This window comes from Haloferax prahovense DSM 18310, assembly GCF_000336815.1.
Lineage (GTDB): Archaea > Halobacteriota > Halobacteria > Halobacteriales > Haloferacaceae > Haloferax > Haloferax prahovense.
Genome location: NZ_AOLG01000008.1, coordinates 20536 through 36231, shown reverse-complemented (window position 1 = coordinate 36231; position 15696 = coordinate 20536). Strand labels below are relative to the sequence as shown.

Below are 15696 nucleotides of genomic sequence, written 5' to 3'. Positions count from 1 at the left end.
CGCGGCCGTTCGACTACTCCGTTTTCTCTTATCGACGAAGCTTCCCGAGGAGCCGACGCAACAGCCCGTCGGAGACGGCCGGCGAGCCGTCGCTCCAGAGCGTGAACGCGGCGACCGAGTCGGCGTTCCGGCTGGCGACGGCGTCCTCGTCGGTCGGCGCGACGACGGCGAGGTTCACCTCGTAGTGACCGTAGTAGCCGAACTTCAGGAGCGTCCGGTCCGCGAAGTCGGAAACGAACGACCGGACCTCGTCCGACACCGCGTCGGCGACGAGCACGAAGGTGAAGTCCGTCCCGTAGTGCTTCTCGTCGGGTTCTATCCACTCGTCGGCGAGCGCGTGGCCCAGTTCGACGAGCCGTTCGAGTTCGGCGACCGTCGCCGACTCGACTCGCCGCGCGAACATGTACTCCATCGCGTGGTGGTTGGCGTAGTTGATAGACTGGTGGAGGAACTGCTTTTGGCTCTCCATGCGCATCGAGCCGAACAGGTCGAACCGCTCGCCGCGGACGGCGTACTCCCGCTCCAAGTCGTAGTTGTACATGAGCCGTTCGGCGACCCGGTCGAGGTACTCGTCGTCCCACTCGGGGCGGTCGAGGGCCGGACCCGGAGCCGACGCGTTAGCCTCGGTCGACTTCCCCGACGTTCCGGCTCCCTCGGCGTCCTCGGGCTCGACGCGCTTCATTCCTCGTCGGGGTCGTAGACCACCGCGTCGCCCGACACGGCCGGCGAGCCGAGCGCGAGCAGTTCGACCGGCTCGTCGGCTTCTTCGGGGTTGTACGCCCGGTGGGGGCTCTTCGGGTCGGCGACGAACAGGCCGTCAGCGCCGACTTCGAACGTCTCGTCGGGCGTCTCGACGAACAGCGTGCCCGAGAGGACGTAGAACGCCTCTTCCTGTTCGGTGTGGTAGTGGTACGAAAGCGGCACCTGCTCGCCGGGGGCGGCCCGGAAGCGGTTGAGCGCGACGGTCTCCAAGCCGCCCTCGCCGCCGATGCGGCGGAGTTCGCACGGGCGGTCGTCGGCGGGTTCGACGGCGGTTGCGTCCACGATGCGATATCCCATGAGACGGAGCAACACGTTCGACCCTATAAGCCCGTCGCGACCCGTCCGAAAACCAAGGTTTATTCGTGAAGGTTTCGAACCGCGGCGCATGACAGACTCGTCCCGCGAGGCCTGCGGTCGGTGTTCGATGACCACCGTCGTGGACGCAACCGCGAGCGAGGACCGCGACCCGCTCGGTGACGACCGAATCGAACTCGACGAGTCGGCGCTCCGACTCGCGTCGCCGGCGGCGTGGCTCGGTCGGGTGTCGGCCCGCCTCGACGCGGCCGCCGAGCGGTTCGTCTACCGCGACCGCTAGGCGTTCCCATGCGTGTGCGAACCTGTCCCCTCGTAGAGTTTATACCGTCTGGCACGTACACCCGTCAACGACAATGGAAGAGAGCATCTCCGGGTTCAAGCGCCGCGGCACCTGGGACGAGGTCGTCGAACACGGGGAGCGAATCACCCGAGCGCTCCGCGACGCCGACGTCGACGGCGCCGCCTTCGACGACTGGGACGAGTGGCGACCGAAGTCCCACGAGCGCCTCGGCGAGGACGTAAACGAGAAGACGGCCCAGCAGGCCAGCGTCGGCGAGGGCGAGGGCGAGAAGGCGGGCAAGACGCCCAACGACGACCTCAAGACGGCGGGCGAGAAGCTCTCTCGGTCCTACGAGCGTGTCGAGGAGGGCGACAACGAGGGGGCCGTCGAGTCGTGGCAGGACTCCATCAACTACGTCGCCCGCGCGGCAGACTCCGCCGGCCGGAAGGCGCTGCGGAAGGTCGAGGACACGGTCTACCGCAACGTGATGACCCAGTTGGCACCGTACTACTTCGACAACGAACTCGTGAGCGCGAACATCCAGCAGGTCGGTCGCGGCTCCGGCGACGAGCGGTTCGTCTTCGAGGTGAACGTCAACGACGACGAACTGAAGTCGATGGTGTCGGAGACGCTGCGGGACTTCGAGGACGAAATCGACCGCTGGCACATCGACACGCCGAAAGAGACCGAGGTCGCGGAGGTCGTCGAGGGCGTGGAGGTTCCGGTGACGGACGACGAACAGCGGTCTAAGTCCACGACGAACTGACGCGCGTCTCGCGCTGACTCGGCTCGTCGAGCGCGGTCGCCGTCGTCGGCGTCCGCCGTCATCGACAATACTGATACCGTTCGCCCGCGACCCTCCGGTATGCCCGAGCCGCTTCGAGTCGAGTCCGGCGAACTGACCGCAGACGAAATCCTCGACGCGCTCCGCGAGGGCCGCCGCGTCGTCGTCCAGGCGGAGATGCTCGGCGGTATCCACGAGGTGACGCTCCGACACGACGGGACGGTCTTCTACTGCGACACGCCGACGACGCTCCACAAACACGACGACGAAGACGGCATGCGGGACTGCGTGCTGAAGATGGGGTACGCGAAATCGGAGTAGCCGCGGCGTCCCGTCCGGGACGACCGCTCGCTCGCCTGTAGGTGAGGGTTTAATCCGGCGCACGGCGAACAGGTGTGCATGGCCGACGCACCGGACATGGGCGAACTGATGGAGACCGAGGACCCGAACTTCGGACAGGTCCTCGCGTGCGTCTTCGGCATCCAGAGCCACGAGAGCCGGACGTATCTCGCACTACTCGACAACCCCGGCAGCACCGTCGCCGAACTCGCGGAGGTGCTCGACCGCGACCGGAGCAACGTCAACCGCTCGCTGACGACGCTCCTCGACAAGGGGCTCACCGAGCGCAAGCGCCGCCTGCTCGACCCCGGCGGCTACGTCTACCAGTACACGGCGACCCCGCTCCCCGAGGCCAAGGAGATGATGCACGCCGCGCTCGACGAGTGGGCCGAAGACGTGCACGCCCGCATCGACGCCTTCGGCGAGTCGTAGCCCTCCCCGACCGACCGCGTTCCCGACGAGGTCGTCGCCCGGCAGGTGCCGCCCAAACCCGCCCGCTTTTGTCCCTCTGGTGCCACCGCCCGAGCAATGAGCCTCGAACTCACGGCACCCGCCCCCGAGGAGCCATCCGTCGCCGACGACGGCACCTGGCTCGAATGTATCGCGTGCGGCGCGCAGTTCGCGCCGTTCGAGGACGTTCGGTACACCTGCGACGACTGCGACGGCCTCCTCGAAGTGCGCTACGCGTCCCCGCCGACGTGGGACGACTTCGAGGGCCGCGGCGTCTGGCGCTACAACGCCGCGCTCCCCTTCGAAGAGGGCGTCTCGCTCCCCGAGGGCGCGACGCCGCTGCACGAAGTCCCCCGCCTCGAAGCCGACGTCGGCGTCGAGACCCTCCGCGTCAAACACGAGGGAATGAACCCCACCGGCTCGTTCAAGGACCGCGGCATGACCGTCGGCGTCCGCGTGGCGAAGGAACTCGGCGTCGGCCGCCTCGCGTGCGCGTCGACCGGGAACACCTCGGCCGCGCTCGCCGCCTACGGCGCGCGCGGCGGGATGGAAACGCTCGTGCTCCTCCCCGCCGGCAAGGTCGCCGCCGGGAAAATCGCGCAGGCGTCGCTCCACGACGCGCGCATCCTCGAAGTCGACGGGAACTTCGACTCCTGTCTCGACATCGTGCAGGACCTCGCCGCCCGCGGCGAGGCGTACCTCCTCAACTCGCTGAACCCCTTCCGCTTGGAGGGCCAGAAGACCATCGGCCTCGAAATCTTAGAGGAGTTCCACGAGGACTACGGCACCTACCCGGACCGCATCGTCCTCCCCGTCGGCAACGCGGGCAACACCTCCGCGCTCTACAAGGCGTTCCGCGAACTCGTCCAGTCGGGCGCGCTCGACGTCGACGACGTGCCGAAACTGACCGGCGTGCAGGCCGAGGGTGCGGCCCCGATGGTCGAAGCTATCGAGAACGGCTGGGACGAAACCCGCCGCTGGGACGACGTCGAGACGCGTGCGACCGCCATCCGCATCGGCAACCCGGTCAACGCGCCGAAGGCGCTCCCCGGCATCCGCGAGACGGACGGCACGGCCGTCGCCGTCTCCGACGAGGAAATCACCGAGGCGCAGCGGGACCTCGCGGCCGAGGGCGTCGGCGTCGAACCCGCCTCCGCCGCCTCCGTCGCCGGCCTCCGAAAGCTCCGCGCCGAGGGCGTCGTCGACGCGGACGAGCGGGTCGTCTGTCTCACGACGGGCCACCTGCTGAAGGACCCCGACGCGGCGTTCGAGGCGGGCGACGACCCCGAACCCGTCCCGAACGACACCGAAGCGGTCCTCGAACACCTCGCCGAGTAGGCGCGACCGGTTCGGTCCGACCGTCGCCGACGGTCGCGAATATCGGCGGGCGGAGCCGTCTGACCGCGGACGATGACGCGCGTCGGGTGCGCGTCTGACGCATCCTTTTCATTCTGTGGTACGTTGTGGCACACGATGTCGCTCAGCAGTATGCCGACCGGAACCGTCAGTCGGGACGGGGCCGGGTCGAGAACGTACCCGCCGGACGAGCCCGAGCGAGGGTCGTCCACCGCCGCGGCCTCGTCCGCACCCGCGTCTTCGGCCTCGTCCGCGTCTTCACCCGCACCCGCGTCCACGTCCGCGTCACCCCGTGGTCACCGCCAGTCACCCGCGGGCGACACCCGGGGTCGAGACGCTCTCCAGCGCGAGAACGAGGCGCTCCGTCGCGCGAACGCCCGACTCAACGCCCGCCTCGACAGCGCCGACGCGGACCGACAGGAGATAATCGACCGCTACGAACGACTGTTAGCCGAGAGCCGGGGCCGTGGTCGGCAGCAGACGCACGGCCGCTCGGGTCGGCGGACCGACCGGTCCCGTCGCTCGGGCTCGGAATCGAACGCGGTCGCCGCGGTCCGGGCGGTCGCCGACCGCGTGGTCGACCGGGTCGCGTCGGCGTTCGGCCGACGGTAGTCCGGCTTTTCTTTCAGAAAGAGGTGCGGTTCGTCCGCTTCAGAGCGTGATGAGGTCCACGTCGATGATGCGGTCGTCGGCGAGGAGCTTCTCGCGGACGCTTTCGGGTACGTCGTCGTCGAGGTTGTAGACGGTCAGCGCCTCGCCGCCGGCCTTCGCGCGGCGGGCGTTGAACATCCCGGCGATGTTCACGTCGTTCTCGCCGAGGACGGTCCCGATGAAGCCGATGACGCCCGGCTTGTCGTAGTTGCGGGCGACGAGCATCTGGCCGTGCGGGATGGCGTCGAGGCGGTAGCCGTTGATGCGGACGATGCGCGGGTCCTCGCCGGTGAACAGCGTCCCGGAGACGGTCATCTCCTCGTCGCCGTTGCGGACGGTGACGGTCACGAGGCTCTGGAAGTCGTCCGACTGGCGGGACTTCGACTCGACGACCTCGATGCCACGTTCCTTGGCGACCTGCGGGGCGTTGACGGCGTTGACCTGCCATTCGAGCGGCGCGAAGACGCCCTTCAGCGCGGAGGCCGTGACGAGTTCGACGTCCTCTGCGGCGATGTCGCCGGTGTAGGTGACCTCGACCTCGTTGAGGCGGCCGTCGAGCAGTTGGGCGGCGATTTTGCCGGCGGTCTCGGCGAGGCCGATGTACGGCTGGATGCGCGGGAAGGCGCTCTCGTCGACCGAGGGCGCGTTGAGCGCGTTGATGACCGGCTCGTCGCGGAACGCGGCGACGATTTGGTCGGCCGTCGAGACGGCGACGTTCTCCTGTGCGGCCGAGGTGGACGCGCCGAGGTGCGGCGTGACGACCACGTCGTCGACGGAGAGAAGCGGGTTGTCGGGCGAGACCGGCTCGTCGGCGAACACGTCGACCGCGGCCCCGTCGATGACGCCGGCGTCGACGGCCTCGGCGAGGGCGGCCTCGTCGACGACGCCGCCGCGGGCGCAGTTGACGAGGTAGCCGCTCCCCATCGTTTCGAGTTCGTCGGTGGAGATGAGCCCCTCCGTCTCGGGGGTCAGCGGCGTGTGGACGGTGAGGAAGTCGGCGCGGGAGAGACAGGCGTCGAACTCGACGAGTTCGGCACCGAGCTGGTCGGCGCGCTCCTCGCCGATGTAGGGGTCGTGGGCGACGATGTCCATCCCGAGCGACGAGAACTTCTTTGCGACCTCTTGGCCGACGCGGCCGAGGCCGACGACGCCGAGGGTCTTGCCGTTGACCTCGTTGCCGAGGTAGTCGGACTTGGCCCACTCGCCGTCTTTCAGGCGGGCGTGGGCCTGTGGAATCGAGCGCGCGGCGGCGAAGCCCATCGCCACCGTGTGTTCGGCGGCGGCGCGGACGTTCCCCTCGGGCGCGTTGGCGACGATGACGCCGTGTTGAGTCGCGGCGTCGATGTCGATGTTGTCGACGCCGATGCCGGCGCGTCCGACGATGACGAGGTCGGGTGCCGCCTCGAACACCTCGGCGGTCACCTGCGTTCCGGAGCGGACGATGAGCCCGTTCGCGTCGGAGACGGCTTCGAGCAGCGCGTCACCTTCGACATCGTACGCGGTCTCTACCTCGTAACCGGCCTCGCGTAACCGGTCCAGACCCGCGTCGGCGATCGGGTCCGTGACGAGTACCTTCATGCGCGTAGGGTCAGACCCGTGCGGGTTAAGGGTTGTCACAACGGCCGATATCGTGACATTGAGACTGTCTCGCACGGTTCGGGTCGCCCGACGTTCTCGCCCACTAGTATTATCTCGGCGAGTCCGATAGATTCTGTAGATGGTCTTCCGTCCCGAGAACGCTTCGCCGGCGACGCAACCGCCCGAGGTGTCGCTTCCGGACACCGGGTCCGTGCTCATCGCCGGTCCGACGATGACGCGGAAGCGACGGCTCATGCTCTCGATGCTCGCGCCCGGCGAGCGCGACGACGTGGGGACGGTCGTCGTGACGACCAAGAAGCCCGCCCCGAGCATCGCACAGGAACTGTCGCACATCAGCGGCTCGCCCCCGGAGCAGTTCGAGGTCATCGACACGACGAGCGTCGCCGACCTCCTCGGCGACCGCGCCGACGCGGGGAACCTCCGGTACGTCTCCAGCCCCGGCGACCTGACCGGCATCGGCATCCACCTGACGGAGTCGCTCCGACAGCACTACGAGGCGAGTCGGGCGGCCCGCGTCGGCCTCCACGTCCTCTCGACGCTCGTGATGTACGTCGACCTCAAGCGGCTGTTTCAGTTCCTTCACGTCATCACGGGTCGCATCTCGGCGGCGGGCTTTTCGGGCGTCTTCACGCTCGACACCGGCTTCGTCGACGAGCGCGAACTCGCGCTTCTCAAGCAGCCGTTCGACGGGTTCGTCGAGACGCGAGACACCGACGGCGACCCGGAGTTCCGGGTCCGCGGACTCGACGACGGCCCGCGGTCGTGGACGCCGCTTCGACTCTGAGCGGGCGTCGCGGCCGCCCCGAGAACGTTCTCACGACAGGTGCTTCGACGCGAGGTCGACCAGCGGCGAGTTCGCCCGGTCGAACGTCGCGATGGCCCCAGACCACTCGTCGTGCGGGTAGATGGCGACGACGACTTCGTCGAACCACCTGATGACGGCGTTCAACTCGCCGTAGTCGTCGAGTTCGGGTTCGTTGACGGGTTCGCCGAGCGCCTTCAGCACGAGCGTCTTCACGCGCTCGGTGCGCGCGTCCGGTTCGAGCGCCGCTTCGATGTCGTCGCGGAGGTAGAGCAGCTCGAACGACTCGCCGTCGTACTGCCCGACCGCGCGCACGTCGGCCTCGTCGAGGTCGCGCAGACCCCGGACGAACTGTCGGAGCGGGGTGTCGCCTTCCTCGCCGAAGTCGTCGGCGAGGTCGGCTTCGACATCGCTGAGCCGCTCGTGTTCGGCGTCGTGGAGGTCGTCCATACGTGCTTGTCAGGGAGACGACCGGTAAATAGCTGTGCGCGGCGCGACGCTGCTTTCCTCCGGCGGCCGACTCGGTCGCTGTCTCCCTCACCCGATAACTGCCGACGCGGAAGCTTTGAAACCCCGCGGCGACGACGGGCAGATATGCGCATCATCGCCTTCGACTTCGACGGCACGCTCTCGGACTCCGAGATGACGGTTCTCCTCGGCAAAAAGAACGGCACGGCCGACGAGATGGCCGACATCACCGAACGAGCCATGAACGACGAGATGAGCTACGCGGAGAGCCTCCGGTCGCGCGCCCGCCTCCTCGAAGGCCTCGAAGAGGAACTCGCAGAGGAAGCCTACGGCGAGGTCGAACTCCGCCCCGGCGCGGCCGACCTCATCCAGCGCCTCCGCGACTACGGCCACCACGTCGCCATCTTCACCGGCGGGTTCGAACGCGGCGTCGAGCGCGCGCTGGAAAAGGAGGGCGTCGAGGTCGATGACATCGTCTCGAACCGCCTGCCCGTGAAGGGCGGCCGACTCACCGGCGACGTGGAGGGGTCGCTCATCGAGGGCACGAAGGACACGGCGCTTGAGAACCACGCCGCCGAACACGACGTCCCGATGGACCGCACCGTCGCGGTCGGCGACGGCGCGAACGACCTCCCGATGCTCGAAGTGGCCGGCCTCTCGGTCGGCTTCGTCCCCAAGGACGCGGTCCGCCCGGCCTGCGACGCCGTCGTCGCCTCCATGGACCGACTCGGAAAGCTCTTCGAGAGCCACGGGATTCTCGACGCCGACGAGTAGTCTATTTGTGGCCTGCTAACACTTATCATATTCCGACCCGTAGCACCGCGCATGTCAACCAGCGACGTCAACACACCCGAAATCTGGGTGGCGGGGTTCGTCTTCGTGGCCCTCGCGCTCGCCGCCCTGCTCGAGGGCGTCGTCCTCTTCGACGTCCGCACACTCGGCGTCGACGAGTCGATTCCCGCGGCCGTGGCAGTCGTGGGGACGATGCTGGCGCTGTGGTGGTTCGACGACGGGTGAAAAAGACCGATCCGGTTCTGCGGCGCTTACCGATTCAGCGTGTGAATCGCCTGCCCGAGCGCGTTCTCGGCGGCCTCCATGACCGCTTCCGCGAGCGTCGGGTGGGTGTGGATGGTCGACGCCACGTCTTCGAGCGTCGCGCCCATCTCGATGGCGAACGCCAGTTCGGCGATTAGCTCCGAGGCCTCGGGGCCGACGATTTGCGCCCCGAGGACGAAGCCGGACTCCTCGTCGGCGACGATGCGGACGAAGCCGTCGGCGTGGTTCGTCGTCAGCGCGCGGCCGGACGCCCGGAACGGCATCTGGCCGACGACGGGTGAAAAGCCGGCCTCCTCGGCGTCGGCTTCGGTCATGCCGACCGTGCCGATTTCGGGGTCGGTGAACACCGCCGCGGGGACGGCCTGACTGTCGAAGGCGACCGGCTCGCCGGCGATGTGCTCGGCGGCGACGATGCCCTCCTTCGAGGCGACGTGCGCGAGCATCGGCGTGTCCTCGACCACGTCGCCGACGGCGTAGATGTGCTCCACGTCGGTTCGGCGGCGGTCGTCGACCGAGAGGAAGCCGCGGTCGTCGGCTTCGAGACCGGCGCTCTCGATGTCCATCGTGTCGGTGACGGGCGAGCGCCCGACGGCGACGAGCACCTTGTCGGCGCGGTACTCGTTTTCCTCGCCGTCTTCGGTCTCGGTGGTCACCATGATGCCGTCGTCCTCCTCGCGCCAGCCGCTTGCTCCCTCGCCGAAGTGCATGTCGATGCCGAGGTCCTCGGCGCGCTTGCGGACGACGCGGGCCACGTCGGACTCGTAGCCCGGCAGGATGTCGTCGAGCATCTCGACGACGGTCACGTCCGCGCCGAGCTTGGCGAACGTCGTGGACAGCTCCATCCCGATGTAGCCGCCGCCGACGACGACCAGTCGCTCCGGGACGGTGTCGGCCTCGAGGGCGTCGCGCGACGACCACACCGGCTCGTCGCCGAAGTCGAAACCGGGAATCTGGATGACGCGCGAGCCGGTGGCGATGATGCAGTGCTCGAACTCGATGGTCTCCGAGCCCTGTCCCTCGCCGCCGTGGGCGATGCGGACGGCGTTCTCGTCTTTGAAGCGGGCGGTTCCCTCGACGAGGTTGACGCCGTTGGCCTTACAGAGCTTCTCGACGCCGCCGGTGAGCTGGTCCACGACGCCGCTCTTCCAGTCGCGCAGTTGCGACATGTCGACGACGGGGTCGGCGTGGATGCCCATCTCCTCCGCGTGGCCCGCCTCGTGAGCGAGGTTCGCGCCCGTGATGAGCGCCTTCGAGGGGATACAGCCGTAGTTGAGGCAGGTGCCTCCGTAGGCGTCCTTCTCGACGAGCGTCGTGTCGATTCCCTTCTGTGCGGCGCGGATGGCGGCGACGTAGCCGCCCGGTCCCGCGCCGATGACGAGCAGGTCGGTTCCGGTCGCGATGTCTCCGACGACCATTATTCTAACACCAACAGCTTGGGGTCTTCGAGCAGTTCTTTCACGCGGTTCGTGAAGCGAGCGCCCTGCGCGCCGTCGACGATGCGGTGGTCGAACGACAGCGAGAGGGTGAGGACTTTTCGCGGCACGACCTCACCGTCGACGACCCGCGGCTTGTCTTTGATGGCTCCGAGCGCGAGAATCGCCACCTCGGGGTAGTTGATGATGGGCGTCGCGTACTCGCCGCCGATGCCGCCGATGTTGGTGATGGTGAAGGTGCCGCCGCGCATCTCGCCGGGCGAAATCTTGCGGTTGCGGGCCTTCTCGACCTTCTCGTTCATCTCGTCGGCGAGTTCGAGCATGCCCTTGCGGTCCGCGTCGTGGACGACGGGGACGAGCAGGCCGGCGTCGGTCGCGGCCGCGACGCCGATGTTGTACTCGTCGCGCAGGACGATTTCCTCGTTCTCCTCGTCGAGCTGCGAGTTGAGATACGGGAAGTCCTTCAGCGCCGCGATGACGGCCTTCATCACGAACGGCATGTAGGTCAGCCGTGAGCCGCGCTCCTCGGCGACCGGTTTGAGCTGTTCGCGCAGTTCGACGAGTTCGGTCACGTCCACCTCGTCGTGGTGGGTGACGTGCGGCGCGGTGTACTTCGAGCGCTGCATCTGGTCGCCGATGGCCTTGCGGACGCCCTTGTAGGGGACGCGCTCGCCGGCACCGGGACCGGTGTCGGCTTCGGCGCTCTCGGCCGGTTCCGGCTCGCTCGTCGCCTCGGCGGTCGCGGTTCCGGCGTCGGGCTCGGCGGCCACCGCTTCGGCGTCCGCGGCCTGCGCCTCGCGCTGGGCTTGGGCGTACTCTTGGACGGCCTCGGGCGAGACGAACGCCTCGCCGTCGCGCATCTCGGTCGCGGGGACGGCGTTGATGTCAACGCCCTCCTCCTTGGCCAGCGCGCGGGTCGCGGGCGCGGCGAGCGTCTGTTCTCGGTCGGCGCTCTCGGCCGACGCGGATGTGGACGCGCTCGACGTTCCCTCGTCGCGCTTCGCGGTCGCGGACTTCCCGTTGCTCTGGACGGTCCGCGGGCCGCTGGATTCGTCCTCGTCGCCGTCGTCTTCCGCGGCGGCGCGAACGTCGCCTTCGGTCACGCGGCCGCTCGGGCCGCTGCCGTCGACGGATTCGAGACTGACGCCGAGTTCGCGGGCGAGCCGTCGGACGCTCGGCGGGGCGAACACGCGTCCGCCGGAACCGGAGTCGTCGTCGCCGGCGTCGTCGGACGCCTGCGCGTCGTCGCTCTCGGCCGTCTCCTCGGCATCCGCGTCGGCTGTCTCGTCGGCCTCGTCGTCGCCACCCACCCGGATGGTGATGATGACGTTGCCGACGGGGACGACCTCGCCCTCCTCGGCGAGGAGTTCCTCAACCGTCCCGTTGAACGGCGAGGGCACGTCGACGAGCGCCTTGTCCGTCTCGACCTCCGCGAGCACCTGGTCTTCTGTCACCTCGTCGCCCGGCGCGACGTGCCACGTTACGAGTTCGCCTTCCGCGACGCCTTCGCCGACGTCGGGGAGTTTGAATTCCTTGAGCGCCATCGTTCAGAAGTTCACCGCCTCACGAATACCTTCTTCGACGCGGGCGACCGAGGGGAGGTAGTAGTCCTCCAACGCGTACAGCGGGTACGGCACGTCGTAGCCCGCGACGCGCTTGACCGGCGCTTCCTGGTAGAGCAGCGCCTCCTCCTGAACCGTCGCCGTGATTTCGGCCCCGAGACCGCCGTTCTTCGGGGCCTCGTGGACGACCACCGCGCGGCCGGTCTTCTTGAACGACTCCACGATGGTCTCGCGGTCGAGCGGCGAGATGGTGCGGATGTCCACGACCTCTGCGTCGATGCCCTCCTCTTCGAGGTTCTCGACGGCTTCGAGCGTCGGACGCGTCATCGCGCCGAAGGTGAACACGGACACGTCCGTGCCCTCGCGGCGGACGGCGGCCTCGCCGATGGGGACCGTGTACTCCTCTTCGGGGACCTCGCCGCGGAACGCCCGGTAGATGAGCTTCGGTTCCATGAAGATGACCGGGTCGGGGTCGCGGATGGCGGAGATGAGCAGCCCCTTCGTGTCGTACGGCGTCGAGGGGATGACGACCTTCAGGCCGGCCTCGTGCGCGTAGAACATCTCTTTGGACTCCGAGTGCGACTCGGGGGCGCGGATGCCGCCGCCGTAGGGCGCGCGGAGCACCATCGGCAGCGTGTAGCGGCCGCGGGTTCGGTTGCGGAACCGCGACATGTGGCTCACGATTTGGTCGAAGCCGGGGTACATGAAGCCGGAGAACTGAATCTCGGGGACCGGCTTCAGCCCCATCGCGGCCATGCCGACGGCCGTGCCGACGATGCCGGACTCGGCCAGCGGCGTGTCGATGACGCGGTCGTCGCCGAACTCGTCCCAGAGGCCCTCCGTGGCACGGAAGACGCCGCCGTTCTTCCCGACGTCTTCGCCCATGACGAGCACCTCGTCGTCGAGGTTCATCTCGGTGTAGAGACCGTCCCGTACCGCCTGCACGATGGTGAGGTTCTGACTGCTCATTCTCTGAGGAATCCTTCGTCGCCGAACTTCTCGCGGAGCGCCTCGAACTCCTCGTACTGCGCTTGAATCTCCGGGGTTCGCTCGGCGTATGCGTGGTTGAACATCTCGCTCGGGTCCGGTCGCGGGTCGGACTCGGCCGCCTCGATGGCGTCGGCGACCCGCTGTTTCACGTCCGCCTCAATGGCCTCGACGCCCTCGTCGTCGATCCGGCCCGTCTCGCGGAGGAACGACTCCAGCCGCGGGATGGGGTCTTTCGCCTTCCACTTCTCGACTTCCTCGTCGTCGCGGTAGACGGTCGGGTCGTCGGCGGTCGTGTGCGCGCCGAAGCGGTACTGGACCGCCTCGATGAGCGTCGGCCGGCCCTCGCCCTCGGCGGGGTTCTTCGCCTTGTCGAGCGCCGCCTTCGTCACCGAGTAGACCGCGAGCGGGTCCATCCCGTCGACCTGCACGCCGTCGATGCCGTAGGCGGTTGCCTTCTGCGCCAGCGTCTCGGAGGCGGTCTGTCGCTCCCGCGGCACCGAGATAGCCCACTGGTTGTTGTTACAGAAGAAGACGTTCGGCGTGTCGAAGACGCCCGCGAAGTTCAGTCCCTCGTGGAAGTCACCCTCGGAGGTCGCGCCGTCGCCGAAGTAACAGATGACGGCCGTGTCGTCCTCGCCGCGGAGCTTCTTCGCCCACGCCGCGCCGGTCGCGTGGGGAATCTGCGAGGCGATGGGGACCGCGGGCGGAAAGAGGTTCACGCCCTCGGGCATCTCGTTGCCCTTCTCGTGGCCCATCCAGTACAGCAGCGTCTGTTTCAGCGGGAGCCCCCGGAGCAGCGACGCGCCGTGTTCGCGATAGCTCGGGACCATCCAGTCCTGTTCGTCGAGCGCGATTGCGCTGCCGATCTGTGCGCCTTCCTGTCCCGACAGCGGCGGATACGTCCCCATCCGCCCCTGCCGCTGGAGACTCACCGCCCGCGTGTCGAAGTGTCGGGCGAGACGCATGTACCGGTACATCTCGACGAGCGTCTCGTCGTCGATGTCGGGAACCTCGCCGACGACGGTCCCGTCCTCGTCGAGCACTCGTACCTGGTCCTGCGGGTCGCGCTGAAGCACGCTCACGGGAGAACCCTCCTGTTCATGGCAAAATCGACACCCGCCGGCGTTATATTGTTTTCGTATATAATTTACTTTGGCTCGGAATATTGCGGCTCGCGTCGTGCTATGTAAACTCACGCGAGGTAAAATTGGACATTTTCGCTTCTAAACGATTCTTCCTGACGTTCATTAGTGTGAACCCACACATCACCGAGAAATAATCGGAAATATCGACAGCATTGCAGGACTGTTTCGGGGCGGGAACGGGGTCGGACCCGGTCGGTCGAGTCGCGCGGAGTGGGGTGGGATGGCGGCGAGACTTACTGTCCGGCGGCCGCGCGCGCGGCCTGTCGCGCCTCCTCGACGCTCGACCCCTCGCGGAGGAGCGCGTCCACGAACAGCTCGCCGGCCTTGTACGACGACCGGACCATCGGGCCGGACGCGCAGTAGAGGAAACCCAGTTCGTCCTCCGCGACGCGCCGCCACGTCTCGAAGGCGTCGGGGTGGACGTACTCGAACACGTCGAGGTGGCTCCGAGAGGGTTGGAGGTACTGACCGAAGGTGACGATGTCCACGTCGGCCTCGCGGAGGTCGGAGAGGGTCTGGTAGACTTCGTGGGCGTGCTCGCCGAGGCCGAGCATGATAGAGGTCTTCGTGTGGATGTCAGACTCGTCCGTCACCTGCTGGAGGACCGAAAGCGACTGCTCGTAGCCGGCGCGGCGGTCCCGAATCGGCCACTGGAGGCGCTCGACGGTCTCGATGTTGTGGGCGATGACGTCGGGCCCGGCGTCGATTATCTTCCGGACGTGCTCGGGTTCGCCCTGGAAGTCGGGAATCAGCACCTCGACGAGCACCTCGGGGTCGCGGCGCTTGATTTCGCGGATGGTCTCGGCGAAGTGGGCCGCGCCCTGGTCCGGCAGGTCGTCGCGGTCCACGGAGGTCAACACGACGTAGTCGAGGCCGATTTCGGCCACCGCGTCGGCGACGTTCGCCGGCTCCTCGGGGTCCAGCGGCTCCATCCCGCCGGTCGTCACGTCGCAGAAGTTACACCCGCGTGAGCACCGGTCGCCCATGAGCATGAACGTGGCCGTCCCGGGGCCGTCGCGGCCGCTCCAACACTCTCCGAGGTTCGGGCAGTTCGCCTCCTCGCAGACGGTGTTGAGGTTCCGGTCCCGGAGCGTCGATTTGATATCGGTGAAACGCCGGCCCGATGGCGGTCGCATCTTCAACCAGTCTGGCTTCCGCCGCGTGCGCATAGGCAGTTCTTGCGAGGCGACGGGCAAAAACGTGAGGATTGGTCCGCCGTCTGTCGGGTTGCCGACGGAGCCACTCCCCGAGGCGACCGAAACCGCACCGCCGTGACTTCGCCCAGTACCCGTGTGCTTCGTGTTATCACGACTTGTTCAGAATCGTTCAAACGAACACTACTATCTCGGAAAACGAAACGTTCGGGACGAATACATCACGACTTTCCATCAAACAGCATGTACGATCGTGCTAGATGTATCATCTAACTGAAAACTTATATTCGAGTAAAGACTTCTGACGGGTATGAACTGGAAACACCGCCGCAACATGACGAAGGCCGAATCGAAGAAGCACGAGGCCACCGCGGGGACGAACTGGTCGTTCATCGCCGCGCTCGCCGGCGCCGCGTAACCGGCCGACGCCTCAGTCCTCGACCTGACCCTCCCTACCACCCACCCACCAACCTCAGCCCCTCCGTTTTCCGCACGTTCGAGACCTGCGAGCCGCCGCGCCGGATGGAGAAACGCCTTTCCCCACGGACGA

The 15696-nt window shown here is 67.5% G+C and carries 18 protein-coding genes; 9 read left to right on the top strand and 9 right to left on the bottom strand.

Annotated elements, in window-relative coordinates:
* Positions 1-28 precede the first annotated feature (28 nt).
* Together C457_RS00210 and C457_RS00205 are read right to left on the bottom strand one after the other, a co-directional pair.
* Positions 29-682 carry a hypothetical protein gene (locus C457_RS00210; protein WP_008090885.1) on the bottom strand — a complete coding sequence of 218 codons (654 nt, stop codon included), beginning with the start codon at positions 680-682 and terminating at the stop codon, positions 29-31.
* The gene (locus tag C457_RS00205) at positions 679-1059 is read right to left on the bottom strand and encodes a cupin domain-containing protein (RefSeq protein ID WP_008090884.1); all 381 of its coding nucleotides are present in this window, start codon (positions 1057-1059) and stop codon (positions 679-681) included. Before C457_RS00205 ends, C457_RS00210 begins: the two co-directional genes overlap by 4 nt.
* 88 nt (positions 1060-1147) lie before the next feature.
* On the opposite strand from C457_RS00205, the gene C457_RS00200 reads away from it, so the two are divergent.
* The 6 genes from C457_RS00200 (at position 1148) to C457_RS00175 (ending at position 4898) form a co-directional block, all read left to right on the top strand.
* A complete protein-coding gene (locus tag C457_RS00200; RefSeq protein WP_008090883.1) occupies positions 1148-1357 on the top strand; it encodes a hypothetical protein in 210 nt (69 codons plus the stop codon).
* Positions 1358-1430: 73 nt separating this feature from the next.
* The gene (locus C457_RS00195) at positions 1431-2123 is read left to right on the top strand and encodes a DUF5828 family protein (RefSeq protein ID WP_008090882.1); all 693 of its coding nucleotides are present in this window, start codon (positions 1431-1433) and stop codon (positions 2121-2123) included.
* Between the two features lie 99 nt (positions 2124-2222).
* Complete coding sequence (locus C457_RS00190) at positions 2223-2462, top strand: hypothetical protein (RefSeq protein ID WP_004974161.1); 240 nt, start codon at positions 2223-2225, stop codon at positions 2460-2462.
* Between the two features lie 78 nt (positions 2463-2540).
* Positions 2541-2912 (top strand): helix-turn-helix domain-containing protein, encoded by a 372-nt coding sequence (locus tag C457_RS00185; RefSeq protein WP_004044838.1) that lies wholly within the window; start codon positions 2541-2543, stop codon positions 2910-2912.
* Positions 2913-3008: 96 nt separating this feature from the next.
* Positions 3009-4268 (top strand): threonine synthase, encoded by a 1260-nt coding sequence (gene thrC, locus C457_RS00180; protein WP_008090881.1) that lies wholly within the window; start codon positions 3009-3011, stop codon positions 4266-4268.
* A gap of 135 nt (positions 4269-4403) precedes the next feature.
* Complete coding sequence (locus C457_RS00175; protein ID WP_049913329.1) at positions 4404-4898, top strand: hypothetical protein; 495 nt, start codon at positions 4404-4406, stop codon at positions 4896-4898.
* Positions 4899-4937: 39 nt separating this feature from the next.
* On the opposite strand, the gene serA is transcribed toward C457_RS00175, so the two are convergent.
* Positions 4938-6515, bottom strand: coding sequence for a phosphoglycerate dehydrogenase (gene serA, locus C457_RS00170; protein ID WP_008090879.1), 1578 nt, complete (start codon positions 6513-6515; stop codon positions 4938-4940).
* Positions 6516-6654: 139 nt separating this feature from the next.
* Between serA and C457_RS00165 the strand changes: the two genes are divergently transcribed.
* Positions 6655-7320: a DUF7504 family protein gene (locus tag C457_RS00165; RefSeq protein WP_008090878.1), complete on the top strand. Its 666-nt coding sequence runs from the start codon at positions 6655-6657 to the stop codon at positions 7318-7320.
* Between the two features lie 30 nt (positions 7321-7350).
* Here C457_RS00165 and C457_RS00160 read toward each other — a convergent pair whose 3' ends face one another.
* Complete coding sequence (locus C457_RS00160; RefSeq protein WP_008090877.1) at positions 7351-7788, bottom strand: hypothetical protein; 438 nt, start codon at positions 7786-7788, stop codon at positions 7351-7353.
* Positions 7789-7932: 144 nt separating this feature from the next.
* Here C457_RS00160 and serB point away from each other — a divergent pair, with 144 nt between their 5' ends.
* Both serB and C457_RS00150 read left to right on the top strand, forming a co-directional pair.
* Positions 7933-8580, top strand: a complete 648-nt coding sequence (gene serB, locus C457_RS00155; RefSeq protein WP_008090876.1) for a phosphoserine phosphatase SerB — start codon at positions 7933-7935, stop codon at positions 8578-8580.
* Positions 8581-8631: 51 nt separating this feature from the next.
* Positions 8632-8823, top strand: coding sequence for a hypothetical protein (locus tag C457_RS00150; RefSeq protein ID WP_008090875.1), 192 nt, complete (start codon positions 8632-8634; stop codon positions 8821-8823).
* Between the two features lie 26 nt (positions 8824-8849).
* Here C457_RS00150 and lpdA read toward each other — a convergent pair whose 3' ends face one another.
* The 5 genes from lpdA to lipA form a co-directional block, all read right to left on the bottom strand.
* Positions 8850-10277, bottom strand: coding sequence for a dihydrolipoyl dehydrogenase (lpdA, locus tag C457_RS00145; protein WP_008090874.1), 1428 nt, complete (start codon positions 10275-10277; stop codon positions 8850-8852).
* The gene (locus C457_RS00140; protein ID WP_008090873.1) at positions 10277-11839 is read right to left on the bottom strand and encodes a 2-oxo acid dehydrogenase subunit E2; all 1563 of its coding nucleotides are present in this window, start codon (positions 11837-11839) and stop codon (positions 10277-10279) included. The genes lpdA and C457_RS00140 overlap by 1 nt, the downstream gene beginning before the upstream one ends.
* A gap of 3 nt (positions 11840-11842) precedes the next feature.
* Entirely contained in the window at positions 11843-12826 is a 984-nt protein-coding gene (locus C457_RS00135) for an alpha-ketoacid dehydrogenase subunit beta (RefSeq protein ID WP_008090872.1), read from the bottom strand.
* The gene (gene pdhA / locus C457_RS00130; protein WP_008090871.1) at positions 12823-13929 is read right to left on the bottom strand and encodes a pyruvate dehydrogenase (acetyl-transferring) E1 component subunit alpha; all 1107 of its coding nucleotides are present in this window, start codon (positions 13927-13929) and stop codon (positions 12823-12825) included. The genes C457_RS00135 and pdhA overlap by 4 nt, the downstream gene beginning before the upstream one ends.
* A 296-nt stretch (positions 13930-14225) precedes the next feature.
* The gene (gene lipA / locus C457_RS00125) at positions 14226-15161 is read right to left on the bottom strand and encodes a lipoyl synthase (RefSeq protein WP_049913328.1); all 936 of its coding nucleotides are present in this window, start codon (positions 15159-15161) and stop codon (positions 14226-14228) included.
* Positions 15162-15696 lie beyond the last annotated feature (535 nt).